This window comes from Methylobacterium sp. EM32 (assembly GCF_040593685.1).
Classification (GTDB): domain Bacteria; phylum Pseudomonadota; class Alphaproteobacteria; order Rhizobiales; family Beijerinckiaceae; genus Methylobacterium.
This window is the reverse complement of the sequence record NZ_JBEXZS010000167.1, coordinates 1-16,358: the sequence shown is the minus strand read 5'-3', so window position 1 is coordinate 16,358 and position 16,358 is coordinate 1. Positions and strand designations below refer to the sequence as shown.

Below are 16,358 nucleotides of genomic sequence, written 5' to 3'. Positions count from 1 at the left end.
CCCCCGCCACCCCCCCCCGCTATAACACTGGGGGGGGGGGGGGGGGGGGGGGGTGGAGGCCGGGGTCCAGGAGACCCGGCGGCGACCGGCACGCGCGGACGGCGGCCTTGCACGCGAAGCCTTGCACTCGCGGGCGAGGCGCCTTAACGATGCCGGCACCCGGGCGGTTAGCTCAGTTGGTAGAGCATCTCGTTTACACCGAGAGGGTCGGCGGTTCGAGCCCGTCACCGCCCACCAGCACCTGCACCGATTCGGTGCCGTTCTGCGCTGCGTGTGCCGCTGATCCGCTCGCCATAGCTCCGTCCAACCTGCGAATTGCTGGTGTCTTCCGCTCCCGCGGACGTCGGCAGAAGCATCTCGCTGAACGCGAGACCGCAGCGCGCAAGCACCACGGTCCCGCCGCTCCGGCGAATATCGATGGTCGAACAGGCGTTCCGACTAACCTCAGCGATACGCCGCCGCGATCCCCAGAAAATCCTCCGCCTTCAGGCTCGCCCCACCCACGAGCGCGCCGTCGACATGGGCAACGCCCATCAATTCGGCCGCGTTCGAGGGCTTCACCGAGCCGCCGTACAGGATCCGCACCTTCGCGCCCTCCGTGCCGAGCCGGCTCTCCAGCTCCTTGCGGATCAGCGCGTGCACCTCGGCGACGTCGTCCACCGTCGGGGTGAGCCCGGTGCCGATCGCCCAGACCGGCTCGTAGGCGATCACCGTGTCGGCGGCCGTGGCGCCGTCGGGGAGCGAGCCGGCGAGCTGGCCGCGGACAATCTCGAGCGTCCGCCCGGCCTCGCGCTCCTCGCGAGTCTCGCCGACGCAGATGATCGCGACGAGCCCGGCGCGGCGGGCGGCGAGCGCCTTGGCACGGATGTCGGCGTCGCTCTCGTGGTGGTAGGCCCGGCGCTCGGAATGGCCGACGATGGTGTAGGTCGCGCCCAGATCCGCCAGCATCTCGGCCGAGACGTTGCCCGTATAGGCGCCGCTCGCTTCGGCGTGCACGTCCTGGCCGCCGACCGCGACGGGCGATCCCTTGAGGGTCGCGGCGGTCGCGCCGACCAGGGTCGCCGGCGGGCAGACCAGCACGTCGATCCGCTGCGCCAACCCCGCATCGAGGCCGTCGCGGACGGCCTCGGCCACCTTCAGTGAGGCCTGGAGGCCGTTCATCTTCCAGTTTCCCGCCACCAGCGGGCGCGGCCGTTCGGTCGTCATCACGTCTCCCCGGATCGTCATCAAGCGTTGCCGGGTAACAGGTCCGCCGCCGGGCGGCAAACCGGCAGCAGGCGCCGCTCTTTGCCTAGCGGCGCATATGCGGTATCGCGGCCGGATTCAGGGCGTCCCCGCGCGGGCGGCGCCCCCAGGTTTTCGAGGATCGCGATGCTCCAGGGGTTCCGCGCCGCCAGCCAGAGCTGGCTCGGCAAGATCGTGGTGACGGTGGTGTTCGGCCTCCTGATCGCGGGCCTCGCCATCTTCGGCATCGGCGACATTTTCCGAGGCGGCGGCAGCAACGCGGTCGCCACGGTCGGCAGCACGCAGATCCCGGCCGAGGCCCTGCGCACCGCCTACCAGAACCAGCTCCAGCGCCTGTCGCGCCAGAGCCGCCGGCCGATCACGCCGGACCAGGCCCGGGCGCTCGGCCTCGACCGGCAGGTGCTGGCACAGCTCATCACCGAGGCCTCCCTCGACCAGAAGACGAAGGATCTGGGCCTGCGCATTCCCGACGCCGCGGTGGTGCGGCTGATCCAGGAGGAGCCGGCCTTCAAGGGCGTGAACGGCGCCTTCGACGTGAACACGTTTCGCGATACTTTGCGCCAGGCCGGCCTGACCGAGCAGGGCTTCGTGCAGGAGCAGCGCGCCGTGGCGGCCCGCCTCCAGCTCGCCGACGCGATCACCGCCGAATTGCCGGTGCCGCTCGCCGCCCGCGAGGCGATCCACCGCTACACCGCCGAGCGCCGCGTGGCGGCCTACTTCACCCTGCCGGATGCGGCCGCGGGCGAGATCCCGGCCCCGACCGACGAGGAGGTGAACACCTTCTACACCGAGCGCAAGAGCGCGTTCCGGGCGCCCGAGACCCGCAGCGTCAACCTGCTCGTCCTCGATCCGGCGACGCTGGCCAAGCCCGACGCCGTGCCGGAGGCCGAGGCCCGCGCCCGCTACGAATCCGAGAAGAGCCGCTTCGGCACGCCCGAGAAGCGCTCGATCCAGCAGATCGTGTTCCCGAACGACGCCGACGCGGCGGCCGCGCTCGCCCGCATCCGCAGCGGCGAGGTCACCTTCGACCAAGTCGCGACCGAGCGCGGCCTCGACGCCAAGGCGCTCGACCTCGGCACCTTCGCCAAGTCCGAGCTGTTCGACCCGGCGGTCGCCGATGCCGCCTTCGCGGCCGAGCCGCACGCGGTGAGCGAGCCGGTCAAGGGCCGCTTCGGCACGGTGCTGCTGCGGGTGACCAACGTGCAGCCCGGCGCCCGCAAGCCCTTCGAGGAGGTGGCCGGGGAGGTCCGCCAGGAGGTCGCCCTCGACAAGGCCCGGGACGGGCTGGAGAAAGTCCACGACGCGATCGAGGACCAGCGTGCCGGCGCGAAGCCCCTGGCCGACATCGCCCGCGAGCAGGGCCTCGCCCTCGTCACCGTGCCGGCCGTCGACGCACAGGGACGCGATCCGCAGGGCAAGGCGGTCGACGCGATCCCCGACAAGGACGCGACGCTGGCGGCGATCTTCCGCAGCGACATGGGCGCCGACAACGAGGCCCTGCGCACCCGCTCCGGCGGCTACGTCTGGTACGACGTGACCAAGATCGACCCGGCCCACGACAAGCCGCTGGCCGAGGTCCGCGACGCCGTGGTGGCGCAGTGGAAGGCCGACGAGGTCGCGCGCCGGCTCGCCGCCAAGGCCCGCGAGGCGACTGAGCGGCTCGACAAGGGCGAGGCGATCGAGGAGGTGGCGAAGTCCCTCGGCCAGGAGGCGAAGACCGCGACCGACATCGCCCGCGGCCGCGGCCGCGACGGCCTCTCGACCGAGGGCGTCGCCCGCCTGTTCGCGACGCCGGTGGGCAAGGCCGGCACGGCCTCGGGCGACGCGACCGCCCGGGTGGTCTTCCGCGTGACGGGCGCCACGGTGCCGGCCTTCGTGCCCACCGCCGCCGGCGCGGTCGCGGTGGAGCAGCAGTACCGTACGGCCCTCGCCGACGACGTGCTCGCCCAGTACATCGCCGACGTGCAGAAGCAGGCCGGCGTCTCGGTCAACGAGGGCGCCTTCCGCCGCGCCATCGGCGGCGAGTACTGATCCCGTGCTGGTCTCGCCGTCCCAGGAGGCCGCGGCCGCGGCCTACGAGTCGGGCCGTCCGGTTCTCCTGCGCGCCACCCTGGTGGCCGATCTCGAGACGCCGGTCGCCGCCTTCCTGAAGCTGAAGGCGGGGCGCGAGGGCGCCGCCTTCCTGCTCGAATCGGTCGAGGGCGGCGCCGTGCGCGGCCGCTACTCGATGATCGGGCTCGATCCCGACCTGATCTGGCGCTGCGCCAGGGGCCGGGCCGAGCGCGCGAACGCCCCCGACCTCGCCGCCTTCGCGCTCGAGGAGGCCGCGCCCCTCGACAGCCTGCGGGCGCTGATCGCCGAGAGCGCGATTCCCGCCGAACCCGGCCTGCCCCCGATGGCGGCCGGCCTGTTCGGCTATCTCGGCTACGACATGGTCCGCGAGATGGAGCGGCTCGACGCGCCCCATCCCGACCCGATCGGGGTGCCGGACGCGATCCTGGTCCGCCCGACCGTGATGGTGATCTTCGACGCGGTGCGCGACGAGATCGCCCTGGTGGCGCCGATCCGCCCTGCCCCCGGCCTCTCGGCCAGGGCCGCCTACGAGGCGGCCTTAGGACGGCTGGAGCGCGCCGCCGACGCGCTGGAGGGACCGCTGCCGGTCGAGGCGCGCCAGAACCCGACCGAGATCCCGGTCCCGGAAGCGGTCTCGAACGTCGCGCCCGACGACTTCTTGAGCATGGTCGCCCGGGCCAAGGAATACATCGCCGCCGGCGACATCTTCCAGGTGGTGCTGTCGCAGCGCTTCGAGGCGCCGTTCACGCTGCCGCCGCTGGCGCTCTACCGCTCGCTGCGCCGGGTCAACCCGGCGCCGTTCCTGTGCTACCTCGATTTCGGCGACTTTCAGATCGTCTGCTCCTCGCCCGAGATCCTGGTCCGGGTGCGCGACGGCGCGGTCACCATCCGCCCGATCGCCGGCACCCGCCGCCGCGGCGCGACGCCGGAGGAGGATCGGGCGCTCGCTGATGAGCTGCTCGCCGACCCGAAGGAGCGCTCCGAGCACCTGATGCTGCTCGATCTCGGCCGCAACGACGTCGGGCGCGTGTCCGAGATCGGCAGCGTGCGGGTGACGGATTCGTTCTTCCTCGAATTCTACAGCCAGGTCATGCACATCGTGTCGAACGTCGAGGGCCGCCTCGATCCCCGGTACGACGCCCTCTCGGCGCTCGCGGCAGGCTTCCCCGCCGGCACGGTCTCGGGCGCCCCGAAGGTGCGGGCGATGCAGATCATCGACGAATTGGAGCGCGAGAAGCGCGGGCCCTACGGCGGCTGCATCGGCTATTTCGGGGCCGACGGCCAGATGGATACCTGCATCGTGCTCCGCACCGCCATCGTCAAGGACGGCCGCATGCACGTCCAAGCGGGTGCGGGCATCGTGCACGATTCGGATCCGGCCTCCGAGCAGCAGGAATGCGTGAACAAGGCGAAGGCGCTGTTCCGGGCCGCAGAGGAGGCGGTGCGGTTCGCGGCGCAGGCGCGGCGGGGGCAGTAGCGGGCCCACCCTCTGCAACCCTCCGCGTCATCCCGGGGCTCGGCAAAGCTGAGAACCCGGGATCCATAACCGCTGAAGTAGCTTGAAAAGACTGGCAGCGTTCCGCCTCATCCTGCACCGTTAGCGGTTCTGGATCCCGGGCTCCGCTGCGCGGCCCCGGGATGACATCGAGGGTGTCAGTCCCGTCGCTGGGAAAGCCCCGCCTCCCCTACTCCGCCGCCGCCGGCCGATGCGCCTCGTGCCCCGGCGGCTCGTCCACCGCCCCCACGAACCGCCCGAACAGCCGCCCCATCAGCCGCGACAGGTCGTCCATCAGGAGGAAGATCGCCGGCACGAAGAGCAGCGACAGCAGGGTCGAGACGATCAGCCCCGAGATCACCGCGATCGCCATCGGCGAACGGAACTCGCCGCCGATTCCGAAGGCCATCGCGCTCGGCACCATGCCGGCCGCCATGGCGATCGTCGTCATCACGATCGGCCGCGCGCGCTTGGCGCCGGCCTGGGTGATGGCGGTGACGCGGTCGACGCCGCGGGCCATCTCCTCGACGGCGAAATCCACCAGCATGATCGCGTTCTTGGTCACCACGCCCATCAGCATCAGGATGCCGATCACCACCGGCATCGAGATCGGCCGGTTGAAGAGCAGGAGGCCGAGGATCGCCCCGCCGATCGACAGCGGCAGCGAGAACAGGATGGTCAGGGGCTGGAAGAACGAGGCGAAGAGCAGGATCAGCACGCCCAGCACCATCATCAGGCCGGCGCCCATCGCCATCGCGAAGCCCTCGAACACCTCGCCCATCACCTCGGCGTCGCCGGTCTGGCGCAAGCTCACGCCGGGCGGCAGGTTGCTGGCGGTGGGGGTGCTCATCGCGAGCTTGATCTGCTCGCCGAGCGCGTCGGAGCCCTGCATGTTGGCCTCGAGCGCCACGCGCACCGCGCGGTCGTAACGGTCGATCGCGGTCGGCCCGCGGCCGAGGCTGATATCAGCGACCGCCGAGAGCGGCACCGAAGCGCCGTTCTTCGCCGGCACCTTCAGGCTCTCCAGAGCCGAGAGGTCGCCGCGCAGGGCCATCGGCAGCTGGACCCGGATCGGGATCTGCCGGTCGGTGGCGTTGAACTTGGCGAGGTTCTGGCCGATGTCGCCGATCGTCCCGACCCGCACCGTCTCGGCGATGGTGTCGGTCGAGACGCCAAGATCGGCGGCGACGCCGGGCTTGGGGCGGATGCGCACCTCGGTCCGGTCCAGCGGCGCGGTCGACATCACGTTGACGAGGTTCGGCAGGGCGGCGACCTCGCGCTGCATCTTCTCCGCCACCTCCGTCACCGTAGCGGTGTCGCCGCCGGCGACGATGAGGGTGAAGTCGCGCTGGCCGCCCTCGCGCAGGGACCAGTAGCGCACGTCCGCCTCGTCGCGCATCAGGTCCATGATCGCCGCTTCGACGTCGGCCTGCTTGCGCACCCGGGCGTTCTTCGGCGTCAGGTTGATGGTGAGGGTGGCGAGCCGCACCTCCTTCTTGCCCGGCAGCTGGCGGCCGCCGTCGACGAAGACGGATTTCACCTCCGGCAGGGTGCGGATGCGCTGCGCGACCCGGTCGGTGACCGCGATCGTATCCTCCAGGCGCGCGCCCGGCGGCAGCTCGACCACCATCAGGGTGCGGGCCGCGTCCTCCTTCGGCAGGAAGCCGGCGGGCAGAAGGCTGGTCGACATGATGGACGCCGCGAAGAGAGCCAGGCCGACCACCAGGGTCACGTATTTGTGCCGCACCGACCACAGCACGACCCGGTTGTAGGTCCGCATCACCGGACCCTCGCGCTCCTCGTGGTGGCCGTGGTCGCGCAGGAAGTAGGCCGCCATCATCGGGGTGATGAGACGGGCGACGAGCAGCGACATGAACACCGCCGCCGCGATGGTGAGGCCGAACTGCTTGAAGTACTGCCCGGCGATGCCGCCCATGAACGACACGGGCGCGAAGATCGCGATCAGGGTCGCGGTGATGGCGATGACGGCCAGGCCGATCTCGTCGGCGCCCTCGATCGCCGCGCGATAGGCCGACTTGCCGAGCCGGACATGGCGGACGATGTTCTCGATCTCGACGATCGCGTCGTCGACCAGGATGCCGGTGACCAGCGTGATCGCGAGCAGGCTCACCGCGTTGAGCGAGAAGCCCATCGCGCTCATCGCCCAGAAGGTCGGGAAGACCGAGAGCGGCAGGGCGACGGCGGCGATCAGCGTCGCGCGCCAGTCACGCAGGAACAGGAACACCACCAGCACCGCGAGCGCCGCACCCTCCATCAGGCTGTGCATGGCGGATTCGTAGTTGCCGATGGTGTTGGTGACCGAGGAATCGATCCGGTCGAAGCGGACGCCCGGATATTCCTTGGCGAACTCGTCGATCTTCTTCGCCACCACCTCGCCGACCGAGGCGTCGCTGGCGCCGCTCGCCCGCGAGATCGCGAAGGCGACGACCGGCTCGCCGTTGAGGCGGGCGAAGGTGCGCGGCTCCTCGGCGCCGTCGGTCAGGGTGGCGAGGTCGTCGAGGCGCACCTTGCGGCCGCCCGGCAGCACGATCGAGGTCGCCGCCAGCGTCTCCAGGGTCGAGGAGGCGGCCAGCGTCCGGATCGACTGCTCCTGGCCGCCGACCTCGGCGCGGCCCCCGGCCATGTCGGCGGAGGTCAGGCGCAATTGCCGGTTCACATCCGCCGCGGTGATGCCGAGCGCCAGCAGCCGGTCGGGCTTCAGGGTCACCCGCACCTCGCGGGCGACGCCGCCGAGGCGCTCGACGCCGCCGACGCCGCGCAGGCCCTGGATCTGGCGCGCCACCACGTCGTCGACGAACCAGGACAAGTCCTCGGGCGTCATCGCGGGGGCGGACGCCCCGTAGACCATGATCGGCAGGCCGGCGATCTCGACCCGGGTGATGATCGGCTCGTCGATCGTCCGGGGCAGGTTCATCCGGATCTTGGCGATCGCGTCCTTGACGTCGTTGACGGCGCGGTCGGTGTTGACCTCGAGGCGGAACTCGATCGTCGTGGCGGAGGTGCCCTCGGTGATCGCCGAGGTGATGTGCTTGACGCCCTTCACCCCCGCCACCGCGTCCTCGACCCATTTGGTGACCTGGGTCTGGAGCTCGCTCGGCGCGGCGCCGGCCTGGGTCACCGTCACCGAGACGATCGGCACGTCGATGTTGGGGAAGCGGGTGATCGGCAGGCTGCGGAAGCTCACGAGGCCGAGCAGCCCGAGCACCAGGAAGAGCACGATCGAGGGGATCGGCTTGCGGATCGCCCAGGCGGAGACGTTCAGGCGCATCAGGTGTGCTCAGTCAGGAGAAGAACGGGCGTCGGGCAGCGTCAGGGACGCCCGGCCTCGGCGGTCGCCGGCAGGGCGGGGTAGATCGGGCGGACCCGGTCGCCGTCGCGCAGGAAGCTGCCGGCCCGGGCGACGACCGCCTCGCCGGCCTTGACCCCGTCGCGGGCCTCGATGAAGCCGCCGGCCGAGAGGCCGGTGCGGATCGACCGGGCCTCGACCCGCTCGCCGGAGACCACCAGCACGGTCGGGCCCGAGGCCCCGTAGACCACCGAGGCGATCGGCACCGCGACGCCGGTGCGCCGCGCCGCCTCGACGGCGCCGCGGGCGAAGGCGCCGATGCGCAGCCGCGGATCGGCCTCGAGCTTGACCCGGACCTTGCCGAGCCGCGTCGCGCGGTCGATCTCCGGGTAGACGACGCGCACCTTGCCGGAGATGGCGACCGGCCCCTCCGGGGTGTCGAGGTCAAGGCTCGCGGGAGCACCGGCGCGCAGGCGCGCCAGCCCGGTTTCCGGCACCTCGCCCTCGAGCTCGATCTCGCCGCGGGCGATCAGCCGGAAGAGCGGCTCGGCGGAGGCGCTCGCCGTGGCGCCGACCCGGGCGGTGCGGCGGCTGACGATGCCGCCCTCCGGCGCGCGGATCTCGGTGCGGGCGAGCTTCAGGTCGAGTTCCGAGCGCTGGGCGCGGGCCTGGGCAAGGTCGGCCTGCGCGATGGCGAGCCCGTTGCGGGCGGCCGACAGCTTGCCCTCGGCGGCCTTTGCGGCGGATTCGCGCTGCTCCAGCACTGCCGCGGTGCCGTTGCCGGACTTCATCAGCGACTGGGCGCGCTCGAACGAGAGCGCCGCCTCGGTCTGCGCGGCCTCGGCCTGCACGATGGTGCTGCGCGCCTGCGCCACCGCGCCCTCGGCCCGGGCGATGGCGGCGGCGTTCTGAGCGAGCTGGGTGTCGAGCATCTCGCGCGAGAGCCGCGCCAGCACCGCCCCCTTGGCGACCCGGTCGCCCTCCTCCACCAGCAATTCGGTGATGCGGCAGCCCTCGATCTCCGGCGAGACCAGGATCTCGTCCCGCGGCACCAGGGTGCCGGTGACGACGGCGCGCTCGACGATCTCGCGCTCGGCGGCCACCGCCACCGTGACGGCGGGCGCGGGCGCCGCCGTGACGACCGGGCCGGCCGCGGGCAGGGTCTCGGCGGCGAGGGCGGGCGCGGCGGCCAGCATGGCGGCGAGGGCGGCCGGAACGCCGGCGCGGCGACGGGAGCGGGTCATCGGGCGGGTTCCGGATTGGCGGTTTTGCCGGTCGGGTCGAAGCGGCCGTCGAGCGCCGCCCCGATCAGGGTCAGCATGGCGTCGATGACGGGGCCGGGTGCGAAATCGGGCGAGAGGGCGCGGCGGACCATGAGGCCGTCGGCCATCACCATGACGAGGCGGGCGAGGGCCTCCGGATCGGCGCCGGGAACGGTCTGCCCGGCGCGGGCCTGCTGCCGGCGGTAGAGGCCCGAGAGGCGCGCCGCGATCTCGCGCTCGAAATCCCGGCAGATCGCCGCCATGGCGGGGTTGCGGGTCGCCTCGGCCCACATCTCCAGGCACAGGACGGCCTTCTCGGCCGGCGCCTCGGCGAGGTGGCGCTGCGCCAGGGCGGCGAAGGCCTGCATCAGGTCCGGCGCGGTCTCGATGCCGGAAAAGTCCTCGGCCACCGCCGCGCGGTCGCGCTCGGCGAGGCCGGCCACGATCGCGTCCTTCGACGGGAAGTAGCGGTAGAGGTTGCCCGGGCTCATCCCGGCCTCCGCCGCCACGTCGTGCATCGTGGCGCGGTGGAAGCCGTGACGGACGAAGCAGGCCTCGGCCGCATCGAGGATGCGGGTGCGGCGCTCCTCGGCGGAGTCGAGGCGGGCGGGGTTCGCAGGAGTCGGTTGGGACGGCACGCGGAGGAGGCCTTGAGAATGAACGTTCATTCTCTACACCCAAAGGGTCCGTTCCCGCAACGTTCGATCCCGTGCAACCTCCACCGACCGGCACGCGTTGAATGCCCGGATATCAGCCTTCAGCGGGAGGACAGTTTTCATGGCCATCTTCCAGGTCAGGCAGGCCGCGACCGGCGCCATTCTCTGGACCGGGGGTGCCGAGAACGAGCAGCAGGCCCTCGACGCGATGGCACGCGAGGCGGGCTATTCGGACTTCTCGGCGATCCCGGAATCGTTGCGCGGCGCGGGCACCCAGGTGGACCGCCTGAATCTCGGCTGAGCCGGGACGCATCGAATTCGTCGCCGATGCAGAGCCGGGGTTCGCGCCCCGGCTTTTTCATGCGCGACCAGGGTCGGGTGGAATGGTTAAGGAAAGGTTGCGAGGTGTCTCGCCGGTGTTTCGGGCGATTCTGCGGCCCGTCCGGCGGTGATGACGCACGGGGGCATCAATCACGACGTCCGTCGTTGGCATGATCCGGGATAGCGGCGAAGATTCTGGTGATCCGACCGCATTCAAACTCGCCGCGTCATCCCGGGGCCGCGAAAGCGGAACCCGGGATCCATACTGCCAGCGACTCAGGCTGAAGCGGAACGCGATCCATCCCTTTCTCGAACGTCAGCGGTTATGGATTCCGGGTTCTCGCCTTCGGCGAGCCCCGGAATGACATGGAGAGATGTCGATCGATCAGCCTCTCAGGTGATCCGCCCGATGATCGCCTCCCGGGCCGCCCGCGACCCGCACAGCCGCTTCTTCGCGCGCTCCAGCACCTCCGGCGGGGCCTCGGCCGGGGTGCCGGCGCCGAAGGGCGGGGCCGGCGCGTATTCGAGGGCGAGCTGGACCGTCTCAGCCTCCTCGCGGCCGAGGAGTTCGGCCACCACCGCCAGCCCAAAATCGATGCCCGAGGTCACGCCGCCAGCGGTGATCAGGTTACGATCGCGCACCACGCGGTCCTGCACCGGTTCGGCGCCGAAGCGGGCGAGGAAGTCGTGCGCGTACCAGTGGGTGGTGGCCCGCCGGCCTTCGAGCAGCCCGGCCGCGCCGAGCACGAGCGCTCCTGTGCAGACCGAGGTGAGGTAGCACACCTCCTTTGCGCGGGTCCGCACGAAGTCCAGCACCGCTTCGTCCTCCAGAAGCGGGTTCACCCCGGCGCCGCCGGGGATGCACAGCACGTCGAGGGGCGGGCAGGTCTCGAAGGTCGCGGTCGGCACGAAGGGCAGCCCGGTCGCCGAGCGCACCGGTTCGCCGTCCTTCCAGATCAGGTGGACGGCGCTGTCCGGCACCGAGGCGAAGACCTCGTAGGGACCGGTGAGGTCGAGCTGCTGGACCTGCGGGAAGACGAGGATTCCAAAGCTGAGCGACAAGGGCGGGCCTCCCGTTTGCGCGGCAGGATCGTATGGGGAGGGGTGGGGTGCAAGGGCTCCAAAGGATGGCAGCGGACAGGATTTCCTCGCCGCAGCAGAAAATTGTCCTTCGCCCGTGCGATTGGGCCTATCGGTAAAAGACAGAGCGCAGGTCTCCCCTCTCCCGTTTGGGAGAGGGGCCGGGGGTGAGGGTGACACGCTTCCGTGTTAGATCTGCGAGCGTGGTGCTGGCAGCGTGACGCTGGGTGCTTCACGCGGCGGCGTGTCACCCTCACCCCTACCCCTCTCCCACACGGGAAAGGGGATCCCGCGCTCCGTTCTGAAACGGCCCCTCGCCGAATCCCAGCCGCGCCTGCACCTCCGCCGCGCTCACCCCCCGCTCCCGCAACGCCGCCAGGGCCTCCGAGCGCAGGCTCTTCGACAGCTTGTCCCCCGCCTCGTCCCGGATCAGCCCGTGATGGTGGTAGCGCGGGGTCGGCAGGCCGAGCAGGCGCTGGAGCAGGACGTGCAGGTCGGTGGCAGCTTCGAGGTCCTGGCCGCGGACCACGTGGGTGATCCCTTGCGCGGCATCGTCGAGGACGACCGCCAGGTGGTAGCTCGTCGGCACGTCCTTGCGGCCGAGCGCCGCGTCGCCCCAGCGGGCCGGGTCGGCGGTTCGGATCGCGTCGGGCGCGCCCGGTGCGAAGGCGGTGTAGGCGAAGGGGCCGGGGCAGAGCGCGAGCGCGCGGGCCATGTCGAGGCGCCAGGCATGGGGAGCGTCCGGCACCGGCCTGCCGCGGCAGGTGCCGGGATAGAGCGGCGCGCCGTCCGGGTCGCGGGCGCTGTTGGCCGCGTCCTGGATCTCCCGGCGAGTGCAAGAGCAGGGATAGATCAGGCCTCGCGCCTGCAACGAATCGAGGGCGGCGCGGTAGGTGGACATCCGGGCCGACTGGCGCCAGATCGGCTCCGGATAAACGAGGCCGAGCCAGGCGAGGTCGGCGACCAGCGCCTCGGCCAGCCCCGGCCGGCAGCGGACCGGGTCGATGTCCTCGATGCGCAGCAGCACGGTGCCGTGCAGCGCCCGCGCGATCTCCGCGTTGAGGAGAGCCGAATAGGCGTGGCCGAGATGCAGGCGCCCGTTCGGGCTCGGGGCGAAGCGCAGGCGGGGAGACGGCACGGCGGGATGCGGACGCGAGAGACCTCTCACCCCATAAGCCCGCCGGGCCCCGGCGTCACCGGGCCTCTGCTCGACGTCGAAGCGGCGTTGCAGGAGGGCGTGGCGGCCCTGGCGCGCCTCGATCCGGTGATGGCACGGCTGGTGGCAGAGGGCGCGGTGCCCACCTTGCGCAAGCGCCCGCCGGGCTTCGAGGGGCTGGCCGGCATCGTGGTGTCGCAGCAGATCTCGACCGCAAGCGCCGCGGCGATCTGGGGCCGGCTGACCGCCGTCCTGCCGGACCTCACCGCCGAGGCCCTGGCGGCCGCGCCCGACGACCTCTTGCGCGGGGCCGGCCTGTCGGCGCCGAAGATCCGCACCCTGCGGGCGGCGGCGAGCGCGATCGTCGCGGGCGACCTGCCCCTCGACTCCCTGCACGCGCGTCCGGCCGACGAAGCCCACCGGCTGATGGTCTCCGTGCATGGGATCGGGCCCTGGACCGCCGACGTCTACCTGCTGTTCTGCCTCGGCCACCCCGACGCCTTCCCGGCCGGCGACCTCGCCCTGCAGGAGGCGGCACGCCTCGCCGACGGGCATGAGACGCGGCCGAGCGCCGCCGCCCTGACGGCGCGGGCCGAGGCCTGGCGGCCGTGGCGCGGGGTCGCCGCCAAGGTGCTGTGGGCCTATTACCGGGTGGCTAAGGCGCGCGACGGCGCGCCTCTTTCCCCGTAGATCCGCGCGACGGCGCCTCGCTTCCGCCCGAGGCCGCGCGCCTCTTCCTTCCCGACCCGAACGGAACCCGACCCGATGCCGATCCTCACCGGCCCGCGCCTGATGCCCCGCTCGGGCGCGAAACCGCGCCAGCTCGTCGTCCTGCTGCACGGCTTCGGCGCCGACGGCAACGACCTGATCGACCTCGCCCAGGAATGGCAGCCGCTCCTGCCCGACGCCGCCTTCGTGGCGCCGCACGCCCCTGAGCCCTGCATCCAGGGCTTCGGCCGGCAATGGTTCTCCCTCACCTTCCGCGATCCGCACGAGCGCTGGCGCGGGGTGAACCGGGCCGGCCCGACGCTCGACGCCTTCCTGGATTCGGAACTGGAGGCGCACGGCCTCGGCCCCCACCAGCTCGCGCTGGTCGGCTTCAGCCAGGGCTGCATGATGGCCCTGCACGTCGCCTTGCGGCGCCCGGCTCCGGTGGCGGCGGTCGTCGGCCTGTCGGGCATGCTGGTGATGGAGGAGGGCACCGGGCCCGACGAGCTGAAACCGCAGGTACGCGCGGCACCCCCCATTCTTCTCGCCCATGGCGACCAGGACGAGGTCATCCCGGTCGACGCGCTGTTCCTCTCGGCCGAGGCGCTGGCGGCCGCGGACGTCCCGGCGGAGTGGCACCTCTCCGCCGGGATCGGCCACGGCATCGACGACGGCGCCCTGCACCATGGCGGGCAGTTCCTCGCCGCCGGCTTCAAGCGGGCGGCGCGGCGAGGCTAAGCATCATTCGCCGAAGTGGTCACCGGTTCGGCGGCGAAAATGATGCAAAAACAAGGAGCTAAGGAGAGTTGCTCCGTGCAACTCTGCTTAGCCCCGCGCTTCCCGCAAGGCAGCCGCGGCGCCCGCCCGCAGGAGGGCGCCGTCGCCCGAGAGCGCGATCAGGTCGAAGCCCTCGGCGATCAGCTCGCGGGTGCGCGGGCCGGACAGGGAGTAGATGCCGATCCGCTTGCCCGCCGCCCGGGTGCGGGCCATGGCGTGCTTGAGCGCGTCGCGCACCGCCGCGCCGTCGGGGTCGAGGCCGGCGCCGTTCGACAAGGCGATCGAGAGGTCGGAGGGGCCGATGAAGATGCCGTCGATACCGTCCACCGCCAGGATGTCGTCGAGGGCGGCGAGCGCCTCCCGGGTCTCGATCATCGCCAGCGTCTGGCAGAAGCCGTTGGCTTCCCTGAGGTAGACGTCCGGTGCGAGGCCCGACAGCATCAGCGCCGGATTCGGCCCCCAGCTGCGCTCGCCGAGCGGCGGGTACTTGGCCATCGCGGCGAAGCGCCTCGCATCCTCGACGGTGTTGACCATCGGGGCGATGATCCCGGAAATGCCGGCATCGAGGAGCCGCGAGACGGTGGCGAAGCCGCCGACCGGCACCCGCGCCAGGGTCGGCTTGCCGCGGGCCGCCACCAGGGCGACGGTGCGGTTGATGCTGTCGAAGTCGTGGGCCCCATGCTGCATGTCGAGGGTCACGGTGTCGAAGCCTTCCGCGGCGAGCAGCCCCGCGACCGCGGGCTCAGGGATTCCGCACCAGGCCGTGATCAGCGGCTTGCCCTCGCGGAATCGCGCCGCCAGCGCGGCCACCGCTCCACCTCGTTCCGCCATTGGGGTCCCTCCCGGATCGGCCGCGTGGGTGCCGCGGCTCGTCGCGCGAGCTTAGGTCAGGCCCGGGTGCGCCGTCGAGGCGCGAACGCCCACGCCCGCGACATGCCGCCCCCTCCCGTCACGCTTGCAACATGGTCGCAGGATGCGCATATCGGCGCGACCAACGACCGCAATCCATCGCAGCGGCGACCGGGCTTTCCCCGGCGCACCGGCTAACGCGTTGTGCTGCCTTCGCGGTTCGGGTAATTTGCCCCCGGCTGCCGGGACGCCCCGGATCGACGCGTCCCCCGGCCCGACCTCTTGTCGTCAGAGGTCGCCGCGCCGCGGGTCCCACACGTCGTCAGGAGCCTCGGCCCCATGGACTTCCTCAAACCACGGTACACGCCTATGAACCGCCGCCGTCGCATCTACGAGGGCAAGGCGAAGGTCCTCTACGAGGGTCCCGAGCCCGGCACGCTCATCCAGCATTTCAAGGACGACGCGACCGCCTTCAACGCCAAGAAGCACGAGGTGATCGACGGCAAGGGCGTGCTGAACAACCGGATCTCCGAGTTCGTGTTCCAGCACCTCAACGACATCGGCGTGCCGACGCACTTCATCCGCCGGCTCAACATGCGCGAGCAGCTGATCCGCGAGGTCGAGATCATCCCGCTCGAGGTGGTGGTGCGCAACGTGGCGGCGGGCTCGCTGGCGACGCGGCTGGGCCTGGAAGAGGGTACCCAGCTCCCGCGCTCGATCATCGAGTTCTACTACAAGAACGACCAGCTCAACGACCCGATGGTGTCGGAGGAGCACATCACCGCCTTCGGCTGGGCGACGCCGCAGGAGATCGACGACATCATGGCGCTGGCTATCCGGGTCAACGACTTCATGTCGGGTCTCTTCCTCGGCGTCGGCATCCGCCTCGTCGACTTCAAGATGGAGACCGGCCGGCTCTGGGAAGGCGACATGATGCGCATCGTCGTCGCCGACGAGATTTCTCCGGATTCCTGCCGCCTCTGGGACATCAAGAGCCAGGACAAGCTCGACAAGGACCGCTTCCGCAAGGATCTCGGCGGCCTGATCGAGGCCTATACCGAGGTGGCCCGCCGCCTCGGCATCCTGGGCGAGAACGAGAAGGTGCAGACCGGCGGGCCGCGGCTCGTGCAGTGAGGCAGTCCGGCTTAAGGCCGGATCGGGATTGAGGGCGGGGCCGCTTCCGGGAGGGGGCGGCCCCGTCGGCGTTTCTGACACACTCGATCGTCATACCGGGGCTCGCCAGAGGCGAGAGCCCGGGATCCACAACCGCGGACGATGTAGGATCCAGCGGGACACAAACCGCTTCATCCTCAGGCGTCAGCGGTTATGGATCCCGGGTTCCGCTCCGCGGCCCCGGGATGACATCGCGGGTGTCGCGATCGTCGAGGTTTCTGCCGACGACCCGCTCAACGCAGTCCCGCCCCCTGCC

General features: G+C 71.3%; 13 protein-coding genes and 1 tRNA gene. 7 read left to right on the top strand and 7 right to left on the bottom strand.

All coding sequences use genetic code 11. The features are described from left to right. Positions 1 to 161: 161 nt before the first annotated feature. Positions 162 to 237, top strand: a tRNA-Val gene (locus tag ABZT49_RS21905). A 207-nt stretch (positions 238 to 444) separates the two neighbouring features. On the opposite strand, the gene tpiA is transcribed toward ABZT49_RS21905, so the two are convergent. Further along, entirely contained in the window at positions 445 to 1,206 is a 762-nt protein-coding gene (tpiA, locus tag ABZT49_RS21900; protein WP_355288931.1) for a triose-phosphate isomerase, read from the bottom strand. Between the two features lie 165 nt (positions 1,207 to 1,371). On the opposite strand from tpiA, the gene ABZT49_RS21895 reads away from it, so the two are divergent. After that, complete coding sequence (locus ABZT49_RS21895) at positions 1,372 to 3,276, top strand: SurA N-terminal domain-containing protein (protein WP_355288929.1); 1,905 nt, start codon at positions 1,372 to 1,374, stop codon at positions 3,274 to 3,276. A 4-nt stretch (positions 3,277 to 3,280) separates the two neighbouring features. Then, positions 3,281 to 4,795, top strand: a complete 1,515-nt coding sequence (trpE, locus tag ABZT49_RS21890) for an anthranilate synthase component I (protein WP_355288928.1) — start codon at positions 3,281 to 3,283, stop codon at positions 4,793 to 4,795. A gap of 208 nt (positions 4,796 to 5,003) precedes the next feature. On the opposite strand, the gene ABZT49_RS21885 is transcribed toward trpE, so the two are convergent. From ABZT49_RS21885 to ABZT49_RS21875, 3 genes are read right to left on the bottom strand one after another with little or no spacing between them, the layout of a single operon-like run. Next, positions 5,004 to 8,102 carry an efflux RND transporter permease subunit gene (locus tag ABZT49_RS21885; RefSeq protein WP_355288926.1) on the bottom strand — a complete coding sequence of 1,033 codons (3,099 nt, stop codon included), beginning with the start codon at positions 8,100 to 8,102 and terminating at the stop codon, positions 5,004 to 5,006. Between the two features lie 41 nt (positions 8,103 to 8,143). Next, complete coding sequence (locus tag ABZT49_RS21880) at positions 8,144 to 9,364, bottom strand: efflux RND transporter periplasmic adaptor subunit (protein WP_355288925.1); 1,221 nt, start codon at positions 9,362 to 9,364, stop codon at positions 8,144 to 8,146. Continuing rightward, positions 9,361 to 10,020: a TetR/AcrR family transcriptional regulator gene (locus tag ABZT49_RS21875; protein ID WP_355288923.1), complete on the bottom strand. Its 660-nt coding sequence runs from the start codon at positions 10,018 to 10,020 to the stop codon at positions 9,361 to 9,363. The genes ABZT49_RS21880 and ABZT49_RS21875 overlap by 4 nt, the downstream gene beginning before the upstream one ends. A 139-nt stretch (positions 10,021 to 10,159) precedes the next feature. Here ABZT49_RS21875 and ABZT49_RS21870 point away from each other — a divergent pair, with 139 nt between their 5' ends. After that, on the top strand, positions 10,160 to 10,339 hold the full coding sequence (locus tag ABZT49_RS21870) for a hypothetical protein (RefSeq protein WP_139034744.1): 180 nt from the start codon (positions 10,160 to 10,162) through the stop codon (positions 10,337 to 10,339). A 413-nt stretch (positions 10,340 to 10,752) separates the two neighbouring features. Here the strand turns inward: ABZT49_RS21870 and ABZT49_RS21865 are convergent, their stop codons facing one another. Beyond that, positions 10,753 to 11,421, bottom strand: coding sequence for a DJ-1/PfpI family protein (locus tag ABZT49_RS21865; protein WP_355288921.1), 669 nt, complete (start codon positions 11,419 to 11,421; stop codon positions 10,753 to 10,755). Positions 11,422 to 11,698: 277 nt separating this feature from the next. Further along, positions 11,699 to 12,577 carry a tRNA glutamyl-Q(34) synthetase GluQRS gene (gene gluQRS / locus ABZT49_RS21860; protein ID WP_355288919.1) on the bottom strand — a complete coding sequence of 293 codons (879 nt, stop codon included), beginning with the start codon at positions 12,575 to 12,577 and terminating at the stop codon, positions 11,699 to 11,701. Positions 12,578 to 12,583: 6 nt separating this feature from the next. Between gluQRS and ABZT49_RS21855 the strand changes: the two genes are divergently transcribed. Together ABZT49_RS21855 and ABZT49_RS21850 are read left to right on the top strand one after the other, a co-directional pair. Next, positions 12,584 to 13,285: a DNA-3-methyladenine glycosylase 2 family protein gene (locus ABZT49_RS21855; protein WP_355288918.1), complete on the top strand. Its 702-nt coding sequence runs from the start codon at positions 12,584 to 12,586 to the stop codon at positions 13,283 to 13,285. Positions 13,286 to 13,360: 75 nt separating this feature from the next. Further along, positions 13,361 to 14,041, top strand: a complete 681-nt coding sequence (locus tag ABZT49_RS21850) for an alpha/beta fold hydrolase (protein WP_355288916.1) — start codon at positions 13,361 to 13,363, stop codon at positions 14,039 to 14,041. Positions 14,042 to 14,128: 87 nt separating this feature from the next. Here the strand turns inward: ABZT49_RS21850 and ABZT49_RS21845 are convergent, their stop codons facing one another. After that, positions 14,129 to 14,911: an HpcH/HpaI aldolase/citrate lyase family protein gene (locus ABZT49_RS21845; protein WP_093567075.1), complete on the bottom strand. Its 783-nt coding sequence runs from the start codon at positions 14,909 to 14,911 to the stop codon at positions 14,129 to 14,131. Positions 14,912 to 15,268: 357 nt separating this feature from the next. Here ABZT49_RS21845 and purC point away from each other — a divergent pair, with 357 nt between their 5' ends. Beyond that, complete coding sequence (gene purC / locus ABZT49_RS21840; RefSeq protein WP_063928401.1) at positions 15,269 to 16,063, top strand: phosphoribosylaminoimidazolesuccinocarboxamide synthase; 795 nt, start codon at positions 15,269 to 15,271, stop codon at positions 16,061 to 16,063. Positions 16,064 to 16,358 lie beyond the last annotated feature (295 nt).